Source organism: Sphaerisporangium sp. NPDC051017 (genome assembly GCF_040683095.1).
In the GTDB taxonomy this organism is placed as follows: Bacteria; Actinomycetota; Actinomycetes; order Streptosporangiales; family Streptosporangiaceae; genus Sphaerisporangium.
Window position 1 is genome coordinate 48,006 of the sequence record NZ_JBFBCI010000010.1, and the last position, 25,790, is coordinate 73,795.

Below are 25,790 nucleotides of genomic sequence, written 5' to 3' on the forward strand. Positions count from 1 at the left end.
CTATCGCTGTGCTGCGTCATGCCGTGCCTCCTCGGGCGGAGAGCCGTTCGTAGATGCCGTCTCCAGCCAGGTTCATCGCGGTGGCGATGACGACGATCATCACGCCGGGCGCGAGCGCGGCGAGCGGCTGGGTGAAGAGGAGGGCCTGGTTCTCGGCGAGCATGAGGCCCCAGTCCGGTGTGCCCGGCGGGACGCCGAGTCCGAGGAACGACATGGCGGCGAGCACGCCGACCGAACTGGCGAACACCAGGAAGGCGTTGGCGATCGATACCGGCAGGACGTTGGGCCAGATGTGCCGCAGGACGATCCGCCGGTCCGGCACCCCGAGCACCTTGGCGGACTCGACGTATGGGCGGGGCACCTGTTCCAGGGTCGCCCCGCGGACCACGCGGGTGTCGAACGGGGCGGTGAGGACGACGAGGATGGCGACGGTCGTCCAGTACCCGGCGCCTAGGGAGCCCGCGAGGACGATCAGCACCAGCAGGGCCGGGATGGACCACATGACGTCGACCCAGCGCATGACGAGCCCGTCGACCCGTCCGCCGCGGTACCCGGCCCAGAGGCCCAGGAGGTTCCCGAGGAGGAAGGATCCGGCGGCGATGACCAGGGGGCCGACGAAGGCGGACCGGGCTCCGGCGACGACCCGGGAGAGGGTGTCGCGGCCCAGGACGTCGGTACCCAGCCAGTGCTGGGCGGAGGGCCCGTCCGCGATCCGGGAGAGGTCTTGGGCGGCCGGGTCGTGCGGGGCGATGGCCGTTCCGACGACGGTCAGGAAGACGACGACGCCGATGACCACGAGCGACAGTCCCATGACCGACCAGCGCGGCAGGCGCCGCCGGCGCTTCCCGGCGCTCTCGTTGTCCCGGGGCCGGGCGGCACGGGTGTCCCGTTCGTACGACGTGGTCATGACCGGCCTCCCAGACGGACCCGCGGGTCCGCCAGCATGTAGACGATGTCCGTCAGCAGAGCGGTGAGCATGATGGCCGCGGCCGTCAGCAGGGCGACGGCCTGCATCACCGGCAGGTCCTGTGCCCTGGCCGACTTGACGAGCATCTGGCCGATGCCCTGGACGGAGAAGGTCACTTCGACGAGGACCGCGCCGATGACGAGGCTCGACAGGATGAATCCGCTCATGGTGATCACTGGGATCGCGGCGTTGCGCAGCGCGTGGCCGAACAGGACCTGCCACAGGGACAGTCCACGGGCGCGGGCGAAGACGATGAAGTCCTGGTCGAGCACGCGGATCATGGCCGACCGGGTGTGCTTGACGACATAGGCGCAACTGGTGAGGGCGAGGGTCAGGGCCGGGAGGGTGAGGTGCCAGACCCGGTCGAGGAATCCCCCGCCGGCGCCGAAGGCGGGGAACCAGTTCATGCGGACGGCGAACGCGTAGAGCAGAACGGTTCGTCGAGGTGGTACTGCCGGTTCAGGGCCGCGACGGTCTCGGGGCTGCGGGGTGTGGTGCCCAGCAGAAGGTCGACGGGGTTGCCGGGGGCGAGGTGGAGCAGGGAGAAGACGGCGAACGACACCACGACCAGCAGGGCCGCGATGGCGGCGAGCCGGCGCAGGATCACGCCGAGGAGGGTCAGTCCGAGCCGGCTACTCCGTGCGGTACCGGGGCCCGTCTTCACGGGGGACGTGGTCGTGTCGTCCAGTGCGGGGAGCATCATCAGGCGGCCCTCAAATCCAGTGCCCAGGGTCCGTTGTTGCGCCAGGAGGCGGTGTACGCGGGCCAGGTGAAGTCGGTGGACAGTGCGTAGGTGCTCTCCAGGAAGAAGAGCGGCACGAAGGGCACCTGTTCGGCGTACTCCTTCAGCAGTTCCGTGTAGTAGGTCAGCCGTTTCGCCGGGTCGGAGGTGGCGAAGGCGGCGGCGATGAGTCGGTCGGAGGTTTTGCTGCCGTAGTTGGTGGAGTTGAAGTTGCCCGGGGTGGCGTTGGCGCTGCCCAGGGAGTAGTTGAAGGCTTCACCGGGGTCGGAGGAGACCGCGCCGAGGATGGAGAAGGCTGAGTGGATCTTCTTCCGGTCGCTGCCAGTGGCTTCGGCGATGTCCATCTCAGGCGAGTTCACCTTGAGAGTCGCGCGGATGCCGATCTTCTTCAACTGGGCGACGACCGCCTGGCCGACGGTGCTGGCGTACTGCCCGTAGTCCGCCACCGCGATGGTCACGTCCACGCCCCGCCGTACGCGTTGATGAGGGCCTTCTTGTCGAGTGCGTGGGCGACGGCCCGGCGGAGGTGGACGTCGTTCCAGGGGGCCACGAGGACGTTCATGCCGAACTGCCCCTGGTCGCCGGAGCCGGGGGCGGTGGCGAGCTTCACCCCGGCGGTCGAGGCGAAGGAGCGGCTGTCCGACGGGAAGGCGAGGTCGACGGCCTTGGCGCGGAAGGCGAACGCCTGGCTGGTCTCGCTGTCGAAGAAGGTGAAGGAGATCTTCTTGATCCGGACCTTCTCACCCCAGTAGCGAGGGTTGGCCTCCAGGTCGGCGCCGGTCGTGGGGTTGAAGTCGATGAGTTTCCACGGTCCGGTCCCGACGACTCCGGTGCCGGGCCGGCCGAAGGTGTCCTTGTTCTTCTGGTAGAAGCTCTTGCTGAAGATCCCCAGGGAACTGCGGGCCAGGACGCCTTCCCAGGCCGCGTTGGGCTCGGTGAGGGTGACTGTCAGGGTGTGGCGGCCGGTGGCGGTGATGCTTTTGAGGGTGGCGGGGAAGTTGTAGGCGTTGGTGGAGCCTTCGCTGCGGTAGTAGTTCAGGGAGAAGGCGACGTCCTCGGCGGTCAGTTCGTGGCCGTCGGTGAAGGTGACGCCGTCGCGCAGCGTGTAGACGTAGGTAGTGGGGTTGGGGGTGGACCAGGACTCGGCGAGCCACGGCCGTAGTTTCCCGGTCTTGGTCCTCGTCAGCAGCGGTTCCATGACGAGTCCGCCGACCCCGCTGCCGTATCCGGAGTTGTTCTTGTTGTAGTCCAGGGTGGAGACGGGTGTGGAGGCGACCCGCAGCTCCTCCACGACCCCCGCCGCGCCGACGCGGCTGCCGGTGCCGGGCGAGCACCCGACGGCCATGACGGTGATGAGACCCGTCAGGATGGCTACGACCGTGGTTCTGTTGGCCATGGCGTTGTCCTCATGTTCTCCAGACGTGCACGACATGTTCTCCAGATGTGCACGACATGGGTGGGGGGGTTCCGGGACGGTGGTGGTCACCGGAGGGCGGCGCGGTGGGCGAACCGCAGCCACCGGATGTCTCCGCGGTCGTCCGTCAGCAGGGTCGCGGTCGTCTGCCGTCGCTGCCCCGGCGAGATGAGCAGGGTGCGGTCGGTCAGGGGCCGGACGGGGGTGGTGTGGATCCCCTGGACGGTCGGGGGGTCCGGGTTCTCCAGCCACTCCCCGAGGACGGAGCTGTCCAGGACGAGCCCGTCGTCCTCACGCCGGAGGACGTAACGGTCGAGCCGGGTCTCGTACGTCCCAGTCCAGTCGTCCGTGCCGATGTCCGCCACGGCCTCGGTCTCGGCCCCGGGGGGCTTCTCGCGCACCCCGGCATAGGTCCGGGCGATCCGGTCCAGGATGCGGCGGGCGGTGACCGCGCCGCCGGATCCGTTGGTGAGGACCGCGACGGCCAGTTCGTGGGACGGCATCATCGCGAACAGGGCGGGCTGGCCGTTCGCCCCGCCGCCGTGGTGGACGATCCGGTCGGGGCCGTCGCCGTCGATCCACCAGCCGAGGCCGATCTCGGGGGTGTCCTCGGCCGGTCCTGCCGGGCGCTGTGCCGCCAGGCGCAGGGAGTCGCCGAGGATCTGACCGCCGTACAACTGGAAGTGGGCGTACCGCATCAGGTCCTCCGCACTGGCGACCACCCCGCCCACGGGGTTGGCGCTGCGGGGCATGGCCCAGGGGCGGGCGACGACGGTGCGGCCCTCGTGCCGGGTGTGGCCGACGGCGAAGCCGTGGTGCAGGACGTCCTCGGCGAAGAAGCAGGCGCTGGTCATGCGGAGGGGTCCGAAGAGCTCCCGTGCGACGGCGTTCTCGTACGTGGTGCCGTGCAGGGTCTCGATGATGCGGCCCAGGGGATAGAAGGCCGCGTTGTTGTACGACCACATGCGTCCGCGCGGAGTGACTTGGCGCAGGGTGGCCATGTGGTGGACGGTCGCGGCGAGGGCGTCGTCGCCCCGGCCGGTGAGGTCGAAGAAGTCGCCCTCACCGGCCGCAACTGTGGGTCATGCAGTCGCGGACGGTGACCTGCGCCGAGACGGTGTCGTCGGCGACGGTGAAGCCGGGCAGGTGGGCGCGGATGGGATCGTCCAGGTCCAGGGCGCCCCGCTCGGCGAGTTGCAGGAGGGCGGTCACGGTGAAGGTCTTGGAGATGGACCCGATCTGAAACAGGGTTTCGCCGTCGACCGGCCGGGGGTGCGGGACGCTGGTCACGCCGAGGCCGGTGGTCGCGGTGCGCCCGGCGTGGAGAACGCCGAGGGCCAGTCCGGGGACGTCGTCGGTCTCCATCTCCTGGCGTGCGTAGGCGAGGAGGGCCGGGTCGAGGGTGCCGTCGGGCATGATCGGTCCGGTCATCATGGCCACATCCGCTCGAAGAGGCGCATCCAGTTCTCGCCGAGGACACCGCGGATCTCGCTCTCGGCGAACCCGCGTTCGTCCATGCGGTCCGCGAGGGCGCCGATGGTCCGGGGAGTGGTGATGCCGGCCGGGTAGTTCCACGGTGGCGGCGGATAGTTCTCCGCGGACCAGGCGCCGGAGTCGATCATCTCCTGGTACTCGGCGGTGGTGATGGTGCAGTAGTCGAGGCCCAGGCCGACGTGTCCGCTGCCGACCAGGGAGTCGATGTGCACGATGTGGTCGATGAACTGGTCCAGGGTCGGCGCGAGGTCCGGGGAGACGAAGGCGGGGAATCCGTTCATCCCGAGGACACCGCCGGACGCGGCGATGCCCCGGATGATCGCGTCGGGCAGATTGCGCCGGTGGGCCTTCACAGCGTGGGCGTTGGAGTGCGAGGCGATACAGGGCGCGGTGGACACCTCCAGGGCCTCCGCGCAGGTGCGCCAGCCGGTGTGCGCGAAGTCGACCAGGATCGCCGTCCGGTTCATCTCGGCGATCATCCGGCGGCCGAGGACGCTCAGACCAGCGTCCGAGGGCTCCTCGCAGCCGTCGCACAGGGGATTGCGCCGGTTGTACGCGAGTCCCATCATCCGGATCCCGAGCCGCTGGTACACCTCGACGAGATCGGGGTCGTAGTCCAGGGGGCGGGTGGACTGGAAGTGCAGGAGCACACCGAGCCGGCCGTCGCGGTGGGCCGCGCGGATGTCCTGCGCGGACCGGACCTGGGTGAGCCGGGGGTCGTTCCGGATCATCCGGTAGGCGGCGCCCAGCGCGGCGACCGCGCCGCCCGGGTTGCCGCCGCCGACACTCAGCGCACACGCGGAGAATCCGCCGTCGATCCAGTCCGGGTAGCCCTGGACCCACAGGTCGGGCGGGCAGGTCGCGTCGATGATCAGCGCGTCCTTCCAGCCGGACGTCCCTTGATTACTCGTGCGAGTAAGGTGTAATACCCTATCCGAAGGGTGTCAAGCAGATCTCTCAGGAGGATTGAGAGACGACCACGTGAAGGAGATGGCATGTCACCTCGTTCCGCTTCCACTCCCCCGGTGGTGATCGGCAGCGAGCGCAGCGAAGTGGGCCTGCCCGCCGCCATGGCGATCCTGGCGGACGGGGGGTCGGCCCTCGACGCCGTTGAGGAGGGCCTGCGCCGCTGCGAGGACAACCTGTCCGACCACTACGTGGGTACGGGCGGTCTGCCCAACGCCCGGGGGGTGGTCGAGCTGGACGCCTCGGTGATGGTGGGGTCCACCCGGCGGTTCGGAGGGGTGGGAGCGGTCAAGGACTTCGCCCATCCGATCTCGATCGCCCGCGCGGTGCTGGAGCGTCTGCCGCAGCACAGCCTGCTGGTGGGCGAGGGCGCCGAACTGTTCGCGGAGGAGAACGGCTTCACCCGCAGCGATCTGCTGACCGAGGAGTCGAAGGCGCTCTGGCTCAGTACGCTGGAGCCGTCGCCGGAGTCCGTGGAGGGCGAGAACACCCGCGCGAAGGCGGGTGACCAGCACTACCGGGAGACCGTCAGGGAACTGGTCGAGCGCTTCGCCCCGCACCCGGGCCCCTGGGGGACGATCAACATCCTCGCCCTCGACTCGACGGGCGAGCTGGTCGTCGGTGTCTCCACCAGCGGCTACCCGTGGAAGTACCCGGGCCGGGTCGGCGACTCGGCGCTGCCGGGGTCCGGGAACTACGCGGACGCCCGCCATGGCGGGGCCGCCTGCACCGGCCGGGGCGAGCTGAGCATGCGGGCCGTCGGCGCGCACAGCATCGTCGCCTCCCTGCGCGCCGGGCTCGGCCCCGCCGAAGCCTGCCTCGCGATGCTGAAGGACGCCGCGTCCCTCCCCGACGCGTTCCGCGCCGAGCTGCGGTGCCTGGCCCTGACCCCCGACGGCCGCCACGGCGCCGCCGCCGGGATGGAGGGCTCGGTCTACGCGGTGATGACGGCCTCGTCCACCGAGCCGGAGATGCACCCCCGGAGCGTGCTGTGAAGGTCTTCATCTCTTCCGACATGGAGGGCACGGCCGGGCTGGTGGACTGGGACCAGTGCTCGCGGAACGGCTCGCAATACGCGTACGCCGTCGAGTTGCTGACCGCCGAGATCAACGCGGCCATCGAGGGCGCGATCGACGCGGGGGCCACCGAGTTCCTGGTCAACGACGCGCATTCGGCGATGACCAACCTCCGGCCGGACGCCCTCGCCGGACGGGCCCGCTATCTCTCGGGCCGGTACAAGCCGATGTACATGATGGAGGGGCTGGACGGCACCTTTGACGCCGTCTTCCTCGTCTCGTACCACGGGTCGGCGAGCAGCCACGGCTCCGCGCTGTCGCACACCTACTACTCCCCCGCCATCGCCGAGGTCCGGATCAATGACGTCGTGGCCGGTGAGTCCGGGGTCAACGCGCTGGTGGCGAGCGCGTACGGGGTGCCCGTCTCGCTGGTCACCGGTGACCAAGTGACCGCCGAGGAGACCCGGCGCTTTTGTCCGGGGGTGCAGACCGCCGTGGTGAAGCGTTCGGTCAGCCGATACGCCGCCGACTCGCTGCACCCGTCGGTCGCCACCGAACTGATCCGTGACCGGGCGAAAACGGCGATCGACCGGCTGGGCCGTACCCCGGCACCGGCGTTCGACAGCTCCACGGACCTCACGGTCACGTTCCGTTCCAGCGACTACCTCGAACTGGCCTGCCGTATCGAGGGTGTCCGTCCCGCGGCCGGCCTGTCCGCGCGGATCACCGCGCCGGACCCGCTGGAGCTGTACCGCCGGTTCGTCACCGTGGTCTTCCTGTGCCGGAGCCTGCCGGGATGAGCAGGACGACCACGACGGCCCGTACCCCCGGCCCGTACCAGCCCGCTTGTTCCCGCACGGAAGGTGACCGAACCGCGATGAACCGACTTGACGACAGGGTGGCGATCGTCACCGGGGCGGGCAACGGGATCGGGCGGGCGATCGCCCACCGGCTGGCCGCCGCGGGCGCCTCGGTCGCGGTGTCCGACGTGTCGGAGCCCGACGCCGGGAAGGTGGCGCGGGAGATCGGCGAGGCGGGTGGACGCGCGATCGCGGTCCGCGCCGACGTGGCGGACGCCGCGCAGGCCGAACACCTGGTGGCGGCCACGGCCGGGACCTGGGGACGGCTGGACATCCTCGTCAACAACGCGGGGGTGGGCGGCCTGAAGGGGCGGCTGCACGAGGTCGAGCCGGCCGACTTCGACCGCGTCCTCGACGTGAACCTGCGGGGCACCTTCCTCTGCTCGAAGTACGCCCTCGTCCACTTCCTGGACCAGGGAGACGGCCGGGTCGTCAACATCGCCTCCACCTACGGCCTCATCGGCGCACCCCAGGCGCCCGCCTACTGTGCGACGAAGGGCGGCATCATCAATCTGACCCGCCAGATGGCCGTGGACTACGGCGGGGACGGCATCCGCGTCAACGCCTTGTGCCCCGGCTACATCGACACCGCGCTCGGGGCGCGGGGACGGCGGCTGTCGCCGGAGGCCTTCGCGGAGGCGACCGCCGTCCGGGAGGCAGCGGCACGGCGGCAGCCGCTGGGCCGCCAAGGCACCCCCGACGAAGTGGGCGAGGTGGCCGTGTTCCTGGCGTCGGACGCCGCGTCCTTCATGACCGGGTCCGTCGTCACCGTCGACGGGGGCTGCGTCACCACGTTCAACTACGGGGAGGCCGGCAATTGACCCCGGGAGAGACGCCGTCGGGACGGCTCCCACGACGGCCACCCGACCCATTGGTACGGTTTAATACCTCACCGAGGGGCACGGTCGTACCGTACACAGACACAGAGACTCACCCCGGGCAGACCCCGCTCGCGGGTCTCTCCCTCCATGAAGGAGCCGCATGACCAGCTCTCCGTCACCCGAACTCACGGTGTCGCGCGCATCCCTGCGCGCGCGGTGCGGCCAGGTGATCCGGGCCCTCATCGTCTCGGGCGGACTACAGCCTGGGGAAATCCACTCCATCGGTTCGCTCGCCGAGAAGCTCGGGGTGTCGATCACACCGGTCCGGGAGGCCCTGCTCGACCTGGCCCGCGACGAACTGATCGAGATGCTGCGCAACCGCGGCTTCCGGGTGGTCGCCCTCAGCGACGAGGACCTGGACGAACTGATGGACCTGCGGCTGATGCTGGAGGTGCCCGCCATCGAACGCATAGCGGCCGCGCGTCCCACCCCGGACCTGTCCGAACTGCGCCGCGTCGCGGACGAGATCACCCAGTACGCCGTCGACGGCGACATGGCCAACTTCGTCGCCCGCGACCGGGACCTCCACCTCGGGATCCTGGAGCGGTACGGAAACCGCCGTCTTGTCCAGCATGTCGGACTGCTCCGCGACCAGACCCGCCTGTACGGCCTCCAGAAGGTCGCCGGATCCCCGGAGTTCCTCCGCTCGGCCGCCGAGCACGGCGAACTGCTGGACCTGATCGAGGCGGGCCGGTCCCGCGAGGCCGCGGACCTCATGCGATGCCATCTGCACCATACCCGCGGACTGTGGTCCGGGCGGGTCGAGGAGGCCGGGCAGTGAGCGCGACGAGCGGGACGGAAACCGGGCGGGCGATGCGGTACTGGTCGGCGCGGGAGGTCGAGGAGCATGTCACGCTGCGCGCCGCGACCGAGGCCGTCCGCGCGGCGTTCCTGAGCGGCGCGGAGGCGGGGTACGAGCAGCCGCTGCGGCTGGCCCTGGGCAACGGCCGGATGCTGGTCATGGCGGCCCGGCGGCACTCCGACGGAAACGCGATCGTCAAGGTCGTGAAGGTCGCCACCGACGCGACGTCCGGCGGACGGACACCGATGATCGACGGGACGTTGCTGTGGGTCGGGGGCAGCGGGGAACCGGTCTGGGCGGCCGACGCCGACGTCCTGACCGTCCTGCGGACCGCGGCGATGGTCAGTCTCGCCACGGACGTCCTCGCGGTGCGGCACGCGCACCGGCTGACGGTGCTCGGCGCGGGGGAACAGGCCGCCGCACAGGTCGCGGCGGTGGCCCTGGTCCGCCCGGTGGACGAGGTCACCATCTGGAACCGGACCCGCCGCCGGGCCGATCTCCTCGCGGAACGCCTGACCGCGACGATGCCGCAGGCCCGCGTGAGCGTCGCGGACGACCCGGACGACGCCGTACGGGACGCGCAGGTCGTCTGCTGTGCGACGGGCGCCACCGAACCGCTGTTCTCCGCCTCCTCACTCGGGCCGGAGGCCCACCTGAACGCGGTGGGGTCGTACCGGGCGGCGATGCGGGAATTCCCCGCCGAACTCCTCGGCGGCGCCTCGTACGTGGCGGTGGACGACGCCTCCGCGTGCGCGGTCGAGTCGGGCGAGATCGTGGAGGCCGTCGAACGCGGCCTGCTCCACCCCGGACGGCTGCGGGACCTGGCCACCCTGCTCACCGCGCGGCCCGTACGCCAGGGACAGACCGTGTTCAAGTCCGTCGGCACGGCGCTGGCCGACCTGGCCGTCGCCGAACTGCTCGCGTCCGGCACGGACTCGGCGCCGGGCCTTCCCGGGGAGGTGTAAGGGAGGAACGCGAAGGCGCCAGAGGGAATCCGCCATGTCGTCGTCATCGGCGCGGGCGTCATCTCGCCGGCCACCTCGCCCCGGACGCCCTGCGGCCCCCGCATCCCGCCCGGTGAACCCAGGCCGGTGGCGACACCGGTCACGTCATGAGAGGGACACGGACATGCCCCAACTCCCCATCACAACACGGTGGTTCGTCACCGAGCCGGCCGACGATCAGGTCATCCGGATCACCGAGCCCCATCTCCACGCACTGGTCGCGGCGAACCTGTGGTGGATCCGTGGCGCCGCACGGGACGTGGTCATCGACACCGGCCTGGGTGTCGCGTCCCTGCGCCGCCATCTCCCCGACCTGTTCGCGCACGACCCCCTGGCGCTGATCACGCACACGCACCTCGATCACGTCGGCGGCGCCCACGAGTTCAGGGAGGTCGGGGTCCACGCCTCCGAGGCGGACGCCCTCCGCCACCCGGCGCCGGCGAGCCTGTACACGACGACCGAGCTGGACCTCCTCGGTATCGACGTCACGGGGTTCACGTTCCCCGAACTGCTGCTCGACGCCGTCCCCGTGGACGACTTCGAGCTCGCCGCGTACGGCGTCCGCCCGGTGCTCACACCACCCCGCCGCCTGCACGAAGGCGACCTCATCGACCTCGGCGACCGCACCCTGCGCGCCCTGCACGCGCCCGGCCACTCCCCGGGCAGCATGATCCTGCTGGACGAGACCGCCCGCGTTCTGTACGCGGGGGACGTGATCTACGAGGGCGGCCTGTTGGACGAGATGCACGGCGCCGACATCCCGGCGTACGTTGCGACGATGCGCCGCCTCCTCGACCTCGAGGTCGCGGAGGTCCGCGCGGGTCACGGCGACCCGTTCGGCGGCGCCCGTATGCGGGAGATCGCCGCGGACTACATCCGCTACCGGGCGTAAGACCACGCGCAAGTACAGGACGGCGGCGGACCGGCGGACGCTCGACCGGGCACCGTCGCCAGACGGCGGCCCGGACCGCGACGAGGTCACGGCGCTCGCCGGTCTCAGTGCGCTCCAGAGCTTCAAGACGCTCACAGCCTCAGGCCGCTCCGGGGTCTCGCCCCGCTCCGCCTTGTCGCTCATCTCGCCGCTCCTTCCCGGCGCCGGTCACGGCCATCGGTCCGGCACGGGAAACTTTGTTTCATTGGTCGGACTCCCCGGAGCACCGCATTTCACCACCGCTCGTGGTGGCGCGGAGTCCGAAGAGAGATAGATTCACCTCCATGAGCACGGCGGAATCCGATGAACTCGACCCCCACTGGCTGAGCAGCGGGGAGCAGCGTGCCTGGCGTGCCCACCTGTCCGCGCACAAGCTTCTCGAGCACCGGCTCGACCGCGAGCTCCAGGAGTTCGGGCTGTCGATCAACGACTACGAGATCCTGGTCAACCTCTCCGAGAGCCCTGGCCATCGTATGCGCATGAGCGATCTGGCCGAGGCGACGATCCAGTCCCGCAGCCGCCTGTCCCACCAGATCGCGCGCATGGAGGCGTCGCTGCTGGTGAGCAGGGAGAGCTGCGCGGACGACCGGCGCGGCACGTTCGCGGTGCTGACCCAGCACGGATGGGACACGATCCAGCGCGTGGCGCCCAGGCACGTGGCCAACGTCCGCTACCACTTCATCGATCGCCTCGCCCCCGAGCTGATCGAAGCCCTGGAAGCAGCCTACGCCCCGGTCGTCGAGCACCTGCTGAAGCTGCGCGCCGAGGAACGCGCCTAGGAGAGCCGCGCAGGTCGTCCGCCGTTCCGAGGGCCTACCGGCCGGCGGGCGCCACGACGATCGGCCCGACGCCGATGAGAAGGCTTTCTGTGTAACGCACAGGATCGCTAAGCCAATCAGAGACGCTGCCGCGGTTCGTGACCGACCCAGAAGAACCAGGGATATCGCGAGCATACGGCCGGGTCAGCCGCGATGTCTGCGAAACAACGGGCAAGCGCTGTGTCGCACCAGCTGAACGGTTCGGTGCGACACAGCGCGAATGTGACGCCTTCGAGGCGTGCTCCGCCGGCTCAGCCGTTGCTGGGCAAGCAGGCGTACTCCTCGATACGGGTGATGAGGCCGTCTTCGAAGCGGAAGTACACGGCGGCGTCAACCCGGAAGGCCCCTCCATCCTTCATGACCACGTTCACGACGTGCTGCTGGAGGACTTCGCCGGGCTGGGAGATCTGCCGGGTGATGTCGTAGCGCATCGACTCGATGGGGTCGATTTGGGCCTCCATGCCCGCGACGTTCTCCTGGATCGTCCCGTCGCCCTTGCCGTCGTTGTGCCAGACGGTGGCCTTCTCCGAGCACATCGCTTGCGCATCGGCCCATTCCCTGTTCTCCAGGTGGCGGAGATAGGCGATCGCCTTGTCCTTGAGATCCTGGCTCATGGTGTTGCTCCCTGTTTGTGCGTGGTGTGACTTATCAGGAACTGGTGGTCTTGTGGGGAACTGAAGGGCGCTCAGTTCTTGGCGTAGACGAGAGCGCGTTCTCCTGCCTCGACGCGCATGGGCAGGTGGTTGCCGGCAGGCGAGAGGGGGCAGTTGAAGACGGTCGGGACCAGGTGGTGGTAGGAGAGCGTCGCCTGGTTGAAGTCGACGGTCACGGTGCTGCCGGGCTCCAGGAGCGGCAGCGTCAGCCAGCGGCCGATTTCAGGTGTCTCGGTGCCGTTGGTCTCGTCGGTGAAGATCACGAGCCGCTGGCCCGGCCGCTCTTCGAGTACGGACAGCACGTACTCGGTGCCGTTGATGGTGACGACGAGGTCGACGGGCGCCAGGATGGCATCCATGCTGCGGGGAGCCGTCAGGCGTTCCACTTCGATGCGGCGGCCCTCCGGAGCCGCTCGATATACGCCTTCGAAGACCCAGGCCGGGTCGTAGGGGTACGTGTCGATCCCGCTGAGGCCCGACCGGGCGAGGGCCTCGTGGTCCATGACGATCACGCCGTAGGTTCCGTCCGCACCTCCCGCAAAGCCCACGCGCCCCCCAGAGAACTCAAGAGAGCTGCCGGAAGGCACTTCGGCCGTTCCGTTCACCGCCTCGCCGTTGATCGTCACGCCGTCGTCGGCAGCGACCGACAGTGTCAAAACGCCCGCCTCGGTGACGCTCCACTCCCCGGGAACGCCCGGAATGACGCGGGCGTCCCGGCCGGCCACCTTGCCGTTGGCTACGACCTTCACCTTGCCGAACTGGCCGGCGATCTCTTCCCACCTGCCCTCGCGCCACGCCTCGTAGTCGGCGGGCACGCTGTCTGCGGCGTTGTTCGCCGACTGGTCGTGCGAGGGAACGTGATCTGCATCCATGAGTTGTCATCCCTTTCTTTTCTGCCGAGGGCCGCACGCCTTTGCCCGAAGCGGCATGCGGCGCGGCGCCGTGGTGATGCCCCATGCCGAGAGTCATGTGGCGCGGCGGGGCTTTGCACGCCGGACTTGTGCGCCTGAGATGAACTTACGACCACCATGCGCTATAAGCACAGCGGCTTGCTTATATGGCAAAGAGATGGGGCTTGGGACTGCCGGTCGGGCAATCACCACACGGCAGGACGGCCGCACAAGGTCCTCGGTGAGCTTCCGGCGGCCCCGCCCGGGAGCGATTATCCCGAACCGATACCCGGGAACGGCGCTGACGTCCCGGCGAGGGTGGCTAGCATCCGGGCTGTGTCGATACGGTCGCTCTTCTCGAGTCCCCGCCCTGCTCCCGTCCCGCGCGGACGGCCCGCGCCGCGCCGCCGCGCCCGGGGGTGGACGTTCGCCCCGCTGCTCGTGGCGCTGTCCCTGGCCACCGCGTGCTCCTCATCGCCGGGCGGCGGCGCGCTGCCCGGCGGGCCCGAGCTGATGAAGAAGTCGGCCGAGACGATGCGGTCGGTCAGGACCGTGGCCTTCACCATCGCGACCGAGGGCAGGCCTCCCGTGCCGGTGCGGCACGCCGAAGGCTCCCTGACCAGCGAGGGCGACGCCCAGGGCACCATCCAGGTCGAGGTGCTCGGCGCCCTGCAGGAGCTGGCCTTCGTGCTGACGGGGGACACGGTCTACTTCAAGGGCCCCACCGGCGGGTACCAGACCATGACCCGCGAGCAGCTCTCGGCGATCTACGACCCGTCGGCGATCCTGGACCCGGCCAAGGGCGTGCCGGGGCTGCTGGCGGGCGCGACCGGCGCGAAGACCGAGGCCGAGGAGAAGATCGGCGGCGCGGACGCCTACCGCGTCGCGGTTCACCTGCCCAAGCAGATGGTGACCACGCTGGTCCCGGGCGTGAACCAGGAGGTGGACGGGCAGGTGTGGGTCGACAAGGCCACGAGCCGCCTGGTGAAGGCCAGCCTCCCCCTCGGCGGCGAGGCGAACGCGGGCACCGTCCTGGTCACGCTGGACGACTACGACGTGCCGGTCACGATCACCGCCCCGGCGAAGTAGCCCCTGATGACCGGTTCCTCCTACCCCGCCCTCGGCCCCGGCCCCGGCGAGACCCCCCGCACGTCCCCGGACGACACCGCGCCGAGGCCACCGGACGACGCCCCGCGCGCGCCGGCCTCCTCCGCGCGCCGCCGGGTCGCGCTCGGCGTCGGGGGAACCGCCGTGCTGCTGGCCGCCCTGGACGCCTACGTCGTGGTGACCGTCCTGGTCGACATCGCCACCGACGCCGGGGTGCCGCTGAACCGGCTGGAGCGCGCCACCCCGATCGTCACCGGCTTCCTGCTCGGCTACGTCGCCGCCATGCCCCTGCTCGGCCGGCTCTCCGACCGGTACGGGCGCAGGCCGCTCGTCCACGCGTGCCTGGCGGGCTTCGCGGCCGGGTCCGCGCTGACCGCCCTCGCCGGGTCGATCCCGCTGCTGACGGCGGGCCGCGCGCTCCAGGGCGTCGCCGGGGGCGCTTTGCTGCCCATCACGATGGCCCTGGTCGGCGACCTGTGGGACGAGCGCGGCCGCCCGATCGCGCTCGGGGCAGTCGGCGCGGCGCAGGAGCTCGGCAGCGTCCTCGGCCCGCTGTACGGCGCCGGGGTCGCAGCGCTGGCAGGGTGGCGCGGCATCTTCTGGATCAACATCCCGCTGGCCGCGCTCGCCGCGGTGGCCGTCCAGCGGACGGTGCCGCCGCCCGCCCCGCGCGGCGGCCCGCGCGTGCGGATCGACGTCGTGGGCGGCCTGCTGCTCGCCCTGGCCCTCGGCCTGCTGGTGGCCGGTCTCTACAACCCCGAGCCGGACAAGGCCGTGCTGCCCGCGTGGGGGATCCCCGCCATCGGGGCGGGCCTGGTGGCGGCCGTGGCGTTCGTGCTGTGGGAGGCGCGCTCCCCCGTCCGGCTGCTGGACATGACGGGCGTGCGCCGGGGACCGTTCGCCGGCACGCTCGCGACGAGCTTCCTGGCCGGCGCGGCGCTTCTGGTGACGCTCGTGAACGTGCAGCTCACCGCGCAGACCCTGCTCGGCCGGGACGCGGTGGGCGGGGCGCTGGTGCTGTCGAGGTTCCTGGTCGCCCTCGCCGTCACGGCGTTCGCGGGCGGCCTGCTGGTGCGCCGGTTCGGCGAGCGGACCGTCGCCGTGGCGGGCATGGCCGTGGCCGCCGCCGGGTACGCGCTGATCTCGCGGTGGCCGGTCGCGCTCGCCGGCGCCCACTACCCGCTCGGGCTCGCCCGGGTGGACGTGGACCTGGTCGTCGCGGGCCTCGGGCTCGGGCTGGTGATCGCGCCGGTCTCCTCGGCCGTCCTGCGGGTCACCCCGGCGGACCGGCACGGGCTGGCCTCGGCCTCGGTGGTCGTCGCCCGCATGATGGGCATGCTGCTCGGCGTCGCCGCCCTGTCGGCGTGGGGATTCCACCGCTTCCAGTCGCTGACGGCCGGCCTGGACACGCCGCTGCCGTTCGGGGTGGAGCCCGCCGAGTACGCCCGCCGCCTGGCCGAGTACACCGGCAAGGTGACCGCCGCCCTGCACCAGGAGTACACCGAGATCTTCCTGCTGACGGCGATCGTCTGCGCCGCGGGCGCCCTGGCGGCCCTGACCCTGCCCGGACGTGCCCCCGCGGACCACGCCTGACCGCCGCCCCGGGCACGCGAGCCGGGGCGGCGGGGCGGGTCACTTCTTCTTGGGCGCGCCGCGCTTCTCGCGGATCTTCATGGTCAGCTCGACCGGGGAGCCGGCGAAGCCGAACTCCTCACGGATGCGGCGCTCCAGGAAGCGGCGGTAGGTCTCCTCCAGGAAGCCCGAGGTGAACAGCACGAACTTGGGCGGCTCGGTGGACGCCTGCGTCGCGAAGAGGATCTTCGGCTGCTTGCCGCTGCGCACCGGCGGAGGCGTCGCCTGGAGCAGCTCCGACAGGAAGGTGTTGAGCTGCGCGGTGGGGACGCGGGTCGTCCACGACTCCAGGGCGCGCTCGATCGCGGGCACCAGCCGGTCGATGTGCCGCCCGGTCTTGGCGGAGATGTTCACCCGCAGCGCCCACGGCACGCGGATGAGCTGGCGGTCGATCTCCTTCTCGAGGTAGTAGCGGCGGTCCTCGTCGACGAGGTCCCACTTGTTGAACGCCACCACCATGGCCCGGCCGGACTCGATCACCATGCTGATGATCCGCAGGTCCTGCTCGGTGAGGACGTCGGAGGCGTCGATCAGCACGACGGCGACCTCCGAGCGCTCCAGCGCGGCCTTGGTGCGCATGCCCGCGTAGAAGTCGGCGCCCTGGAGCTGGCGCTCCCGGCGGCGGATGCCCGCGGTGTCGACGAAGCGCCAGGTCTTACCGCCCAGCTCGACGAGCTCGTCGACCGGGTCACGGGTGGTGCCCGCCATCGGGTCGACCAGCACGCGCTCCTCACCGGCGAGCTTGTTGAGCAGCGAGGACTTGCCGACGTTGGGCTTGCCGACCAGCGCCACCCGGCGCGGCCCGCGCTCGACGCCGAACCGCTGCGGCGGCGCCTCGGGCATGACGTCGAGCATGACGTCCAGCAGGTCGCCGCTGGAGCGGCCGTGCAGCGCCGAGACCGGCTGCGGCTCACCGAGGCCCAGCGACCACAGTGTGGACGCCTCCAGTTCATGCCGCTGGTCGTCCACCTTGTTCGCGGCCAGGATGATCGGCTTGCCCGACCGCCGCAGCACGCCCGCCACGGCCTCGTCGGAGTCGGTCACCCCGACCGTCGCGTCCACGACGAAGAGGATCACGTCGGCCAGCTCGACCGCGACCTGCGCCTGCTCGGCGATGCGCAGCGCCATGCCGGTCGCGTCCGGATCCCACCCGCCGGTGTCGACCAGCGTGAACCGGCGGCCCCGCCAGAGGCCCTCGTAGGTCACGCGGTCACGGGTGACGCCGGGGACGTCCTCGACCACCGCCTCGCGGCGGCCGATGATGCGGTTGACCAGCGTGGACTTGCCCACGTTGGGGCGGCCCACCACGGCGACCACCGGTAGCGGGCCGGAATCCGGCTCGGCCTCCGGGGATACTCCGTCTTCCTCGAATTCGGCGAGGTGCGCTTCGATCCAGCCGCCCTCGTCGCCGTACTCCCCCGTCACGTCACGTCCGTTTCCTATCGATGCGCAACCCTCTCGGCGGCCCGGCGCGGGACGGCGGCACTCGCCGGGGCCCGCGTGGCGTCACCGCGTCAGGTGCGCTCCTTCACAAGTCTCAGAACCTCGGAGATGACCTCTTCCAGGTTCAGCTCCGTGGTGTCCAGTTCGATCGCGTCGGCCGCCATCACGAGCGGGTCGGCCTTACGGGTGGAGTCCAGGGTGTCGCGGCGGGCCATGGCCACACGCTGCGCCTCCAGCGTGGTGCCGGTGAGCTCGGCCGTACGGCGGCGCGCGCGGGCCTCGGGGCTCGCGGTCAGGTAGACCTTGACCGGCGCTCCGGGGGCCACGACCGAGCCGATGTCACGGCCCTCCACGACGATGTCGCCGTCACCGATGATCGCCCGCTGCTCGGCGACGAGCCGGGCGCGGACCTCGGGCACGGCGCTCACGGCGGAGACGGCGGAGGTGACCTCCTGGGTGCGGATCTCGGCGGACACGTCGCGCCCGTCCACCGCGATGCCCGGGGCCTCGGGGTCGGCGGCGATGGCCAGCTTGGGGGCGCCCGCCTGGGCGGCCACGGCCGCGGGGTCGCCGACGTCGACGCCGTGCTCCAGCATCCACCAGGTGATCGCGCGGTACATCGCCCCGGTGTCGAGATAGCGAAGCCCCAGCGCCCGCGCGACCCCGCGCGACGCGCTCGACTTGCCCGACCCCGAAGGACCGTCCATGGCGACGACCAGTGCGGTCACGGTATCTCCCTCCGCACTCGCGATTGAGTTGTCCGCAAAGAGGGTACCGGGAATCCTCCCCGACCCTGGCATCAACGGCTCAGGGCACGTGCCAGCCGTGCGCGCGCAGGGCGTCGGCGAGGACCCCGGCCGCTTCGGGCTGCACGGACAGCTCGGCGGCTCCGAGCGGCAGCCCGGGAGCGTGCTCCAGGCGGACGTCCTCGATGTTGACCCCGGCGTCCTTGGCCGCCTGGAACAGGCGGGCGAGCTCGCCGGGACGGTCTCCGACCAGCACCTGGACCACCGCGTACGACCGCGGCGGGCCGCCGTGCTTGCCCGGGATCCTGCTCTGGCCGGCGTTGCCCCGCTCCAGCAGTTCGGTGACCCGGCCGATCGCCACGTGACCGTCCCGCGCCGACACGGCGCGCAGGGCCGCCGCCGCCGCGTTCAGGTCGGCCGCCACGGCCTCCAGCACCTCGGCCACCGGGCGGGCGTTGCCCGACAGGATGACCGTCCACAGCCGGGGATCGCCCCCGGCCACGCGGGTCACGTCGCGCACCCCGGGCCCGGCGAGGCCGAGCGCCGTCTCCGACGCCTCGGCCAGGCGCGCCGCCACCGCCGACGCGGCGACGTGCGGGGCATGGGACACCAGGGCGACCGCCTCGTCGTGCGCGGCCGGGTCGACCTGGACGGGGTTGGCCCCGCACAGCTCGATCAGCGCCAGCACGGCCGCGACCGCGTCGCCCGACGTCTCGGGCCCCGGGCAGTACGCCCACGGGCGGCCGAGGAAGATGTCGGCCCGCGCCGCGGCCGGGCCCGAGCGCTCGCGGCCCGCCAGCGGGTGGCCGGCCACGAATGTGGTCATGTCGCAGCCGAGCCGGGCGGCCTGCGCGATCGGCAGGGCCTTGACGCTGGCCACGTCGGTGTAGAAGCGGGCGGCGCCGGTCTTCTGCAGGTCCAGCAGCCACTCGGCCACGAACTGCGGCGGCACCGCGATCACCGCGAGGTCGGCCGGATGCCCGCCGGGAACCCATTCGGCCCCCGCGCCGAGCTCGCTCGCCACCCGGACGGCCCCCGGGTTCTGGTCGGCGAGCAGGACGGTCAGGCCGTGCTCCCTCAGCGCGAGGGCGACGGACGTGCCGATGAGGCCCGTGCCGACGATCAGCACGGTCTCGACGGGCCTGGTCTCGTTGTTCACTGGGCGATGTCCACCCTCAACGCCATCGCGCCCTTGAGGTAGACGTGCTGGATCTCCTGGCGCGGCTTGTCGGTCTCCACGTGGGCCATGAGGCGCACCACGCGGGGCAGCGCCCCCGGCACGTCGATCTCGCTGGCGCAGATCAGCGGGACGTCGTGGAAGCCGAGCTTGCGGGCGGCGAGCGCGGGGAACTCGGAGGTGAGGTCGGGCGTCGAGGTGAAGATCACGCTGATCACGTCGTCGGTCGTCAGCCGGTTGCGCTCCATGACCTCGGTGACCAGCTCGGTCACTCCGGCCAGCACCGCCTCCCGGGTGTCGGCGTCGATCTGGACGGCGCCCCGGATCGCACGCACCATGTCATTCCCCTTCATGAATCACCGCCCGGCGGCCCAGGCGAGCCCCGGCCCGGCCCTCGGCACAGGACACACCCTTCGGCAATGCCATGGTGTGTGTCCAGATGTGCCCGAGCCTGGCCGAGCACGCCGGGTGTACCCCGGCGTGTCCGGACCGGCTTCATCTTTCCGATCAGGTTACAGTCCCACGACCGCGTAAAGGTCGCCGACCTCCTTGAGCGTGAGCGCGCGCATCGTGCCCGCCTTGAGCCTCCCGAGCTTGACCGGCCCGAACTCGATGCGGGCCAGGTCGATCACCGGGTGCCCCTCGGCCTCCAGCATGCGGCGCACGACGTGCTTGCGGCCCTCGTGCAGGACGACCTCCACCAGCGCCTGCTGCCCGTGCTCCTGGACGATCTTGAACTCGTCCGCCTTGACGAGGCCGTCCTCCAGCTCGACGCCGTTCTTCAGCCGCCGGCCGAGATCGCGCGGGATCGGGCCCGGGACCTTCGCCCAGTACTTCTTCTGCACCCCGAAGCTCGGGTGCGTCAGCCGGTGGGCCAGCTCGCCGTCGTTGGTGAGGATGATCAGGCCCTCGGTCTCGGTGTCCAGCCGGCCGACGTGGAAGAGCCGCTCGGTGCGGTCGGCCACGTAGTCTGCCAGGGACGGGCGGCCCTCGGGGTCGGACATCGTGCTGATGACGCCGATGGGCTTGTTGATCGCGAAGTAGACCTGGTCGGGGGCGGTGGGGATGCGCTTGCCGTCGACGTGGATGACCTGCTTGGCGGGGTCCACCCGGGCGCCGAAGCGGCGCACGACCTGGCCGTCCACGGTGACGCGGCCCTCGCCGATCATCTCCTCGCAGGTGCGCCGGGCCGCGACGCCGGCGGCGGCGAGGACCTTCTGCAGCCGCACGCCGTCCGGCACCTCGGTGGTGTCGCGCTCGTCGGTGTAGTCGGCGGGGAAGAAGGCGGGGTCGCGCAGCGGCTGGCGCGCGTTCTTGAACGCGCCGCCGCGCCCGGCCCGGGGCGCCTGGGGACGCCCGCCGCGGCCCTCGCCGCCCGCGCCGGGGCGCCGCGCTCCGGCCCCCGTCCGGCCCGAGCCCGCGCGCCCGGCCGCCGCGGCTCCACGGCCCTGCTCGGAGCGGCCGTACCGCCCGCGTGAGCCGCCGGGGGCGCGTCCGATGGTCTGCACCTCGTCACGCCGGTCGCCGCGCTCGTAGCGCCCGCCGGATCCGCCACGGGACGCGTCCTCGTAACGCGACTCTGAGCGGGACTCGGAGCGGGACTCGGAGCGGGACTCGAAACGGTCGCGGACGGGCCTGTCGCGGACGGCCTCGTCGCGGCCGTACCGCTCGTGCGAGCCGCCCCGGTCTGCCCGGAAGGGTGCGCGCTCGTCGTCCCGGCCGCGGAACGCCGGACGCCCACCGTAGGACGACTCCCGCGCCCCGCCGAACCTCCGCCCATCACCGCGGTCGCCGCCGTACCCACCACGGCTCTCACCGCGGTCGCCGCCGTAGCCGCCGCGTCCCTCGCGGGACGAGCCCTCGCGACCACCGCGGAACCCGCCACGGCGGTCGCCGGACGCGCCCTCGCGACCACCGCGGAATCCGCCCGAGGAACCCTCGCGACCACCGCGGAATCCGCCCGAGGAACCCTCGCGACCACCGCGGAATCCGCCCGAGGAACCCTCGCGGTCCGCGCGGAACCCGCCGCTGCGGTCGTCGCCGTAAGAGCCCGGACGACGGTCGTCGCCGGACGAGCCACCCCGGCCTGCGCGGATGGAGGGGCCACGCCCCTCGTCCGGCCTGCCGTACCGGCTGCGGGACGCGCCCGGGGAACCTCCCCGTGCCCCGCCGTAGGAGGATGAACCACCCCGGGACCCGCCGAACCCGGACGACCCGCCCCGCGAGCCGCCGGAGGGCGACCCGCCCCGCGAGCCTCCGTATCCCGAAGAACCGCCACGGGGCCCGCCGAACCCGGACGACCCGCTGCGCGGACCGCCCTCGAAGGACCGGGAGTCGTCGCGCGAGCGGAAGTCACGGTCATCGTCACGGGAGGACCCGGCCGCGCCGCGTCCCCCTCTGGCCGCACCCCGGTCGCCGGTGCCGCGCCGCTCGTCCGAGCGGAAGGCGTCGCGGCCGTCGCCCGCACCACGGAACCCGCCCTGGGCGCCTCCCCGGGAAGATCCTCCGCGGAAGCCGCCGGAGCCACCGGAGCCCCCGCGCTGCCCGGCACCTCCCCGTGCCCCGGGGGCGTCGCCGCGTCCTCGACCGCGTCCATCACCGGACGGGGTACCACGCCTGTTGTTCACTTCTGTTGCTCCTCTAAGGTTTCCACGTCGTCGGGGAGGAACGGGGCGATCGCGGGGAGCTCGTCGAGACTCCGCAACCCCAGCCTCTCCAGGAAGTACGAGCTCGTGCGGTACAGCACCGCCTGGCTCTCGGGATCGGTGCCGGCCTCTTCCACGAGGCCGCGCGCCACGAGCGTGCGCATGACACCGTCGCTGTTGACGCCTCGGATGGCGGCGACGCGGGCGCGGTTCACCGGCTGGCGGTAGGCCACGACCGCGAGGGTCTCCAGGGCGGCCTGCGTCAGCCGGGTCTGCTGGCCGTCGCGGACGAACCGCTCCACGTGGGCGGCGTAGTCGGCCCGCGTGTAGAAACGCCAGCCTCCGGCCACCTCTCGAAGATCGAAACCCCGGCCGTCCCGGGTGTATTCCGCCGACAGCTCCCGCAGGGCCTCGGCGACCTCGCGCGAGGGGCGTTCCAGCACCTGCGCGAGCGTCACCTCGGCGACCGGCTCGTCCACGACGAGCAGGATCGCCTCCAGGGCCGCGCGCAGGCCCGGCCCCGGCTCCGCGGCGTGCGCGGCGTCCTGACCGTCCTGGTCGTCCTGGTCGTCCCGGACGCGCTCGGCGTCCTCAGGATTCATCGGCTGCATCTTCGCTCTCCCGGCCGGCGCGCTCGCCGCCCGCCTCGCCGTCATGGCCTTCCGGGCCCTCCGCGCGCGGAGCGTCCTCGTCGTAGTCGTCGGCCACCGCGATGTCCCCGTCGTCGGCGCCCGTCCAGATCACGTGCAGATCTCCGAGCGGTTCTATCTGCTCGAAGGAGACCGCGGCCTCCCGGAACAGCTCCAGGATGGCGAGGAAGCGCGCGATGACCTCGAACGTGCCCGCGCAATCGGCGGTCAGAGCCCGGAACGTCGCCCTGCGCACGCGCCGGAGCCGTGCGACCAGGATAGCCGCTTGCTCGCGGACGTTGGCGACCGGTTGATAGATGTGCGCGGTCGACACCGAGGGCGGCAGCTTGGGCGTGAAGGCCCTCATCGCGATCTTGGCGAGCCGCTCCGGCCCGACGCCGAGCACGAGCTCGGGCAGCAGGCCGGCGAACCGGGCCTCCATCGGCACCACCCGGGGGAAGCGCAGGGCCTCCTCGGCCATGCGGCCGGAGAAGACCTTGGCGACCTCCTTGTACGCGCGGTACTGCAGCAGGCGGGCGAACAGCAGGTCGCGGGCCTCCAGCAGCGCCAGGTCCTCCTCGTCCTCGACCTCGCCGGTGGGCAGGAGCCTCGCGGCCTTCAGGTCGAGCAGGGTGGCGGCCACCAGCAGGAAGTGGCTCGCCTGGTCGAGATCCCATTCGCGGCCGCGCGAGCGGATGTGGGCGATGAACTCGTCGGTCACCTGGTGCAGGGACACCTCGGTGATGTCCAGCTTGTGCTTGGCGATCAGCCCGAGCAGCAGGTCGAACGGCCCCTCGAAGACCTCCAGGTGCACCTGGAAGGCGTCGGGCCTGGCGGCCTGGCCGGTCGCGGGCTGTTCGGTCACCGTTCCATTGTCCCGCACGCGGGCCGCCGCGCACGTCACGCGATCGGACGGTCACGCGTGTCGCGGAACCCCGCGGGCCGCCGACACGCGAGGCGGACGCGCCCGGCGCCCCGCCGGCCGTGCGCGGCTCAGGCGTCCTGGGACCACCGGGAGAGGACCTCGCGGGCCAGCTCGCGGTAGGCGGTCGCGCCCATCGACGCGGGGTCGAACTGGGTGATCGGCTCGCCGGCGAGCGTGGCGTCCGGGAAGCGGACGGTCCGGTTGATCACGGTGTGGAAGACCTTGTCCCCGAAACCCTGCATAATCGTCTGCAGCACCTCACGCGCGTGCAGCGTGCGCGGGTCGTACATCGTGGCCAGGATGCCGTCGATCTCCAGGTCCTTGTTGAGGCGCTCCTGGACCTTGGTGATCGACTCCATCAGCAGGGCGACGCCGCGCAGCGCGAAGAACTCGCACTCCAGCGGCACCATCACGCTGTGGGCGCAGGTCAGCGCGTTCACCGCGAGCAGGCCGAGCGACGGCTGGCAGTCGATGAGGCAGATGTCGTAGTGCGGGATCAGCGGCTCCAGGGCCCGGCCCAGCGCGTACTCGCGGGCGACCTCGTTGACGAGCCGGATCTCGGCGCCGGACAGGAAGATGTTGCTCGGCAGGAGATCCATGCCCTCGACGCTGGTCGCCAGGAGGACGTCCTCGGCGGTGACGTCGGGCTCCTCCATGATCAGGTCGTAGACCGTGGCCTCCAGCGGGCGCGGGTCGATGCCCAGCCCGACCGACAGGGCGCCCTGGGGGTCGAAGTCGACGAGCAGCACGCGCTGGCCGCACTCGGCGAGCGAGGCGCCGAGGTTGATCGTCGTGGTGGTCTTGCCGACCCCGCCCTTCTGGTTGACCATCGCCACGACCCGCGCGGGACCGTGCGTGGTCGGCGGGACCGGCTCCGGGAAGACGGGACGCGGACGCCCGGTGGGACCGAGGAGCCCCTCGTTCCTGGTGTCGCCCCAGGAGCCGTCGGGGACGGCAGGGGCGGCGATCCCCCGGATTGAAGCGTCTGTGGTCGTCACCAGTTGAACCTCCCTGACGGCCCCGAACCGGACCGTCCGGACGGACACTATGGGGTCGGCACGTATGCGGCAAGGCGACGCGCCCTAGAGCTATGAAGTTGGCTGCCGAGCCCCTGGACGGGCCGCCGCGTACGCCTCTCGAAGCCTGTCGACCCCGACCAGGGTGTAGACCTGGGTGGTCGTCACCGAGGCGTGGCCGAGCAGTTCCTGGACAACCCTAACGTCCGCTCCTCCGTCAAGGAGGTGAGTTGCGAACGAATGACGCAACATATGCGGGGACACGCCGTCGAGTCCGGCGCGCTCCGCCGCCGACCGCAGGACCTCCCAGGCCCCCTGGCGGGTGAGGCGGCCGCCCCGGGCGTTCAGGAACAGCGCCGGGGTGTCGCGCCCGCGCGGGCAGAGCAGCGGGCGGCCCCGGTGCAGGTAGGCGCGCAGGGCCTCCCCCGCGAACCTGCCGAGCGGGACGACCCGCGCCCGGCCGCCCTTGCCGCGCAGCCACACCTGGCCGCCCTCGACCTCGCCCCCGACCCCGGCCTCGACATCGTCCACCGCCAGCCCGACGGCCTCGGAGATCCGCGCGCCCGTGCCGTACAACACCTCCAGCAGGGCGCGGTTGCGGTGGGCCAGCGGACCGTCGTCCGGCCCTGCGGCCGCGATCAGCCGCTCGACCTCGGCCACGCCGATCGCCTTCGGCAGGTGGCGCAGCCTGCTCGGCGGATGCACGCCCCGCGCGGGGTCGTGGGCCGCGAACCCCTCGCGCAGGGCGAAGCGGTGCAGGCCGCGCACCGCGGAGACGGCCCTGGCGGCCGAGCCGGCCCCGAGGGCGGAGTGGTCGCCGTCGCCCTCCCGCAGTGCGGTCAGGAAGGCCAGCACGTCCGCCTCGTCCACCTCGGAGACGGACGCGCGGGCGCGCGACCGCAGGTGGTCCCGATAGCGCCGCAGGTCACGCCGATAGGAGGCCAGCGTGTTGACCGCCAGCCCCCGCTCGGCCGCGAGGTGGGCGAGGTAACCGGCGATCACGGCCTCGGGGTCGGCGTGGGAGCGCAGGAC

27 protein-coding genes and 1 pseudogene are annotated in these 25,790 nt (G+C 71.7%); 9 read left to right on the plus strand and 19 right to left on the minus strand.

Features of this window, described 5'->3' with window-relative positions:
- Positions 1–16: 16 nt before the first annotated feature.
- The 8 genes and pseudogenes from AB0M95_RS11605 to AB0M95_RS11640 form a co-directional block, all read right to left on the minus strand.
- On the minus strand, positions 17–907 hold the full coding sequence (locus AB0M95_RS11605) for an ABC transporter permease (RefSeq protein ID WP_363762296.1): 891 nt from the start codon (positions 905–907) through the stop codon (positions 17–19).
- Positions 904–1,374, minus strand: a complete 471-nt coding sequence (locus AB0M95_RS11610; RefSeq protein ID WP_363762298.1) for an ABC transporter permease — start codon at positions 1,372–1,374, stop codon at positions 904–906. Before AB0M95_RS11610 ends, AB0M95_RS11605 begins: the two co-directional genes overlap by 4 nt.
- Positions 1,371–1,670: a hypothetical protein gene (locus AB0M95_RS11615; RefSeq protein WP_363762300.1), complete on the minus strand. Its 300-nt coding sequence runs from the start codon at positions 1,668–1,670 to the stop codon at positions 1,371–1,373. The genes AB0M95_RS11610 and AB0M95_RS11615 overlap by 4 nt, the downstream gene beginning before the upstream one ends.
- Positions 1,670–2,167 (minus strand): hypothetical protein, encoded by a 498-nt coding sequence (locus AB0M95_RS11620; protein WP_363762302.1) that lies wholly within the window; start codon positions 2,165–2,167, stop codon positions 1,670–1,672. Before AB0M95_RS11620 ends, AB0M95_RS11615 begins: the two co-directional genes overlap by 1 nt.
- Positions 2,164–3,105 (minus strand): ABC transporter substrate-binding protein, encoded by a 942-nt coding sequence (locus AB0M95_RS11625; RefSeq protein ID WP_363762304.1) that lies wholly within the window; start codon positions 3,103–3,105, stop codon positions 2,164–2,166. Before AB0M95_RS11625 ends, AB0M95_RS11620 begins: the two co-directional genes overlap by 4 nt.
- 86 nt (positions 3,106–3,191) lie before the next feature.
- A pseudogene (locus tag AB0M95_RS11630) lies at positions 3,192–4,148 on the minus strand (serine hydrolase domain-containing protein); the annotation flags it as partial.
- Positions 4,149–4,185: 37 nt separating this feature from the next.
- The gene (locus AB0M95_RS11635; RefSeq protein WP_363762306.1) at positions 4,186–4,557 is read right to left on the minus strand and encodes a serine hydrolase domain-containing protein; all 372 of its coding nucleotides are present in this window, start codon (positions 4,555–4,557) and stop codon (positions 4,186–4,188) included.
- Positions 4,554–5,492, minus strand: a complete 939-nt coding sequence (locus AB0M95_RS11640; RefSeq protein ID WP_363762562.1) for a membrane dipeptidase — start codon at positions 5,490–5,492, stop codon at positions 4,554–4,556. The genes AB0M95_RS11635 and AB0M95_RS11640 overlap by 4 nt, the downstream gene beginning before the upstream one ends.
- A gap of 120 nt (positions 5,493–5,612) precedes the next feature.
- Between AB0M95_RS11640 and AB0M95_RS11645 the strand changes: the two genes are divergently transcribed.
- The 7 genes from AB0M95_RS11645 to AB0M95_RS11675 all read left to right on the plus strand — a co-directional run bounded on the left by AB0M95_RS11645 (position 5,613) and on the right by AB0M95_RS11675 (position 11,856).
- Complete coding sequence (locus tag AB0M95_RS11645; RefSeq protein WP_358514013.1) at positions 5,613–6,578, plus strand: N(4)-(beta-N-acetylglucosaminyl)-L-asparaginase; 966 nt, start codon at positions 5,613–5,615, stop codon at positions 6,576–6,578.
- A complete protein-coding gene (locus AB0M95_RS11650; RefSeq protein WP_358514011.1) occupies positions 6,575–7,399 on the plus strand; it encodes a M55 family metallopeptidase in 825 nt (274 codons plus the stop codon). The genes AB0M95_RS11645 and AB0M95_RS11650 overlap by 4 nt, the downstream gene beginning before the upstream one ends.
- Before the next feature lie 77 nt (positions 7,400–7,476).
- Positions 7,477–8,280, plus strand: coding sequence for an SDR family oxidoreductase (locus tag AB0M95_RS11655; RefSeq protein ID WP_363762308.1), 804 nt, complete (start codon positions 7,477–7,479; stop codon positions 8,278–8,280).
- A 160-nt stretch (positions 8,281–8,440) separates the two neighbouring features.
- On the plus strand, positions 8,441–9,121 hold the full coding sequence (locus AB0M95_RS11660; protein ID WP_363762310.1) for a GntR family transcriptional regulator: 681 nt from the start codon (positions 8,441–8,443) through the stop codon (positions 9,119–9,121).
- Positions 9,118–10,107, plus strand: a complete 990-nt coding sequence (locus AB0M95_RS11665) for an ornithine cyclodeaminase family protein (RefSeq protein ID WP_363762312.1) — start codon at positions 9,118–9,120, stop codon at positions 10,105–10,107. Before AB0M95_RS11660 ends, AB0M95_RS11665 begins: the two co-directional genes overlap by 4 nt.
- Positions 10,108–10,270: 163 nt before the next feature.
- Positions 10,271–11,038 carry an MBL fold metallo-hydrolase gene (locus AB0M95_RS11670; protein WP_363762314.1) on the plus strand — a complete coding sequence of 256 codons (768 nt, stop codon included), beginning with the start codon at positions 10,271–10,273 and terminating at the stop codon, positions 11,036–11,038.
- Positions 11,039–11,361: 323 nt separating this feature from the next.
- Complete coding sequence (locus tag AB0M95_RS11675) at positions 11,362–11,856, plus strand: MarR family transcriptional regulator (protein WP_363762316.1); 495 nt, start codon at positions 11,362–11,364, stop codon at positions 11,854–11,856.
- Positions 11,857–12,146: 290 nt separating this feature from the next.
- On the opposite strand, the gene AB0M95_RS11680 is transcribed toward AB0M95_RS11675, so the two are convergent.
- Positions 12,147–12,509, minus strand: a complete 363-nt coding sequence (locus tag AB0M95_RS11680; RefSeq protein WP_363762318.1) for a nuclear transport factor 2 family protein — start codon at positions 12,507–12,509, stop codon at positions 12,147–12,149.
- Positions 12,510–12,580: 71 nt separating this feature from the next.
- Positions 12,581–13,420, minus strand: a complete 840-nt coding sequence (locus AB0M95_RS11685) for a DUF1684 domain-containing protein (RefSeq protein WP_363762321.1) — start codon at positions 13,418–13,420, stop codon at positions 12,581–12,583.
- A 354-nt stretch (positions 13,421–13,774) separates the two neighbouring features.
- Between AB0M95_RS11685 and AB0M95_RS11690 the strand changes: the two genes are divergently transcribed.
- Together AB0M95_RS11690 and AB0M95_RS11695 are read left to right on the plus strand one after the other, a co-directional pair.
- Positions 13,775–14,527: an LppX_LprAFG lipoprotein gene (locus AB0M95_RS11690; protein WP_363762324.1), complete on the plus strand. Its 753-nt coding sequence runs from the start codon at positions 13,775–13,777 to the stop codon at positions 14,525–14,527.
- A gap of 6 nt (positions 14,528–14,533) precedes the next feature.
- Entirely contained in the window at positions 14,534–16,138 is a 1,605-nt protein-coding gene (locus AB0M95_RS11695) for an MFS transporter (protein WP_363762327.1), read from the plus strand.
- A gap of 39 nt (positions 16,139–16,177) precedes the next feature.
- On the opposite strand, the gene der is transcribed toward AB0M95_RS11695, so the two are convergent.
- The 9 genes from der to AB0M95_RS11740 form a co-directional block, all read right to left on the minus strand.
- Positions 16,178–17,602: a ribosome biogenesis GTPase Der gene (der, locus tag AB0M95_RS11700; RefSeq protein WP_363762330.1), complete on the minus strand. Its 1,425-nt coding sequence runs from the start codon at positions 17,600–17,602 to the stop codon at positions 16,178–16,180.
- Between the two features lie 89 nt (positions 17,603–17,691).
- Entirely contained in the window at positions 17,692–18,327 is a 636-nt protein-coding gene (gene cmk, locus AB0M95_RS11705; protein WP_363762565.1) for a (d)CMP kinase, read from the minus strand.
- A gap of 100 nt (positions 18,328–18,427) precedes the next feature.
- Entirely contained in the window at positions 18,428–19,525 is a 1,098-nt protein-coding gene (locus AB0M95_RS11710; RefSeq protein WP_363762333.1) for a prephenate dehydrogenase, read from the minus strand.
- A complete protein-coding gene (gene aroH / locus AB0M95_RS11715) occupies positions 19,522–19,881 on the minus strand; it encodes a chorismate mutase (RefSeq protein WP_358513989.1) in 360 nt (119 codons plus the stop codon). The genes AB0M95_RS11710 and aroH overlap by 4 nt, the downstream gene beginning before the upstream one ends.
- Before the next feature lie 174 nt (positions 19,882–20,055).
- On the minus strand, positions 20,056–22,170 hold the full coding sequence (locus tag AB0M95_RS11720) for a pseudouridine synthase (RefSeq protein ID WP_363762336.1): 2,115 nt from the start codon (positions 22,168–22,170) through the stop codon (positions 20,056–20,058).
- Entirely contained in the window at positions 22,167–22,790 is a 624-nt protein-coding gene (gene scpB, locus AB0M95_RS11725; RefSeq protein ID WP_358513985.1) for an SMC-Scp complex subunit ScpB, read from the minus strand. Before scpB ends, AB0M95_RS11720 begins: the two co-directional genes overlap by 4 nt.
- Entirely contained in the window at positions 22,780–23,682 is a 903-nt protein-coding gene (locus AB0M95_RS11730) for a segregation/condensation protein A (RefSeq protein WP_363762339.1), read from the minus strand. Before AB0M95_RS11730 ends, scpB begins: the two co-directional genes overlap by 11 nt.
- A gap of 128 nt (positions 23,683–23,810) precedes the next feature.
- A complete protein-coding gene (locus AB0M95_RS11735) occupies positions 23,811–24,740 on the minus strand; it encodes an AAA family ATPase (RefSeq protein ID WP_363762342.1) in 930 nt (309 codons plus the stop codon).
- 90 nt (positions 24,741–24,830) lie between these two features.
- Positions 24,831–25,760, minus strand: coding sequence for a site-specific tyrosine recombinase XerD (locus tag AB0M95_RS11740; RefSeq protein ID WP_363762345.1), 930 nt, complete (start codon positions 25,758–25,760; stop codon positions 24,831–24,833).
- Positions 25,761–25,790: the final 30 nt, after the last annotated feature.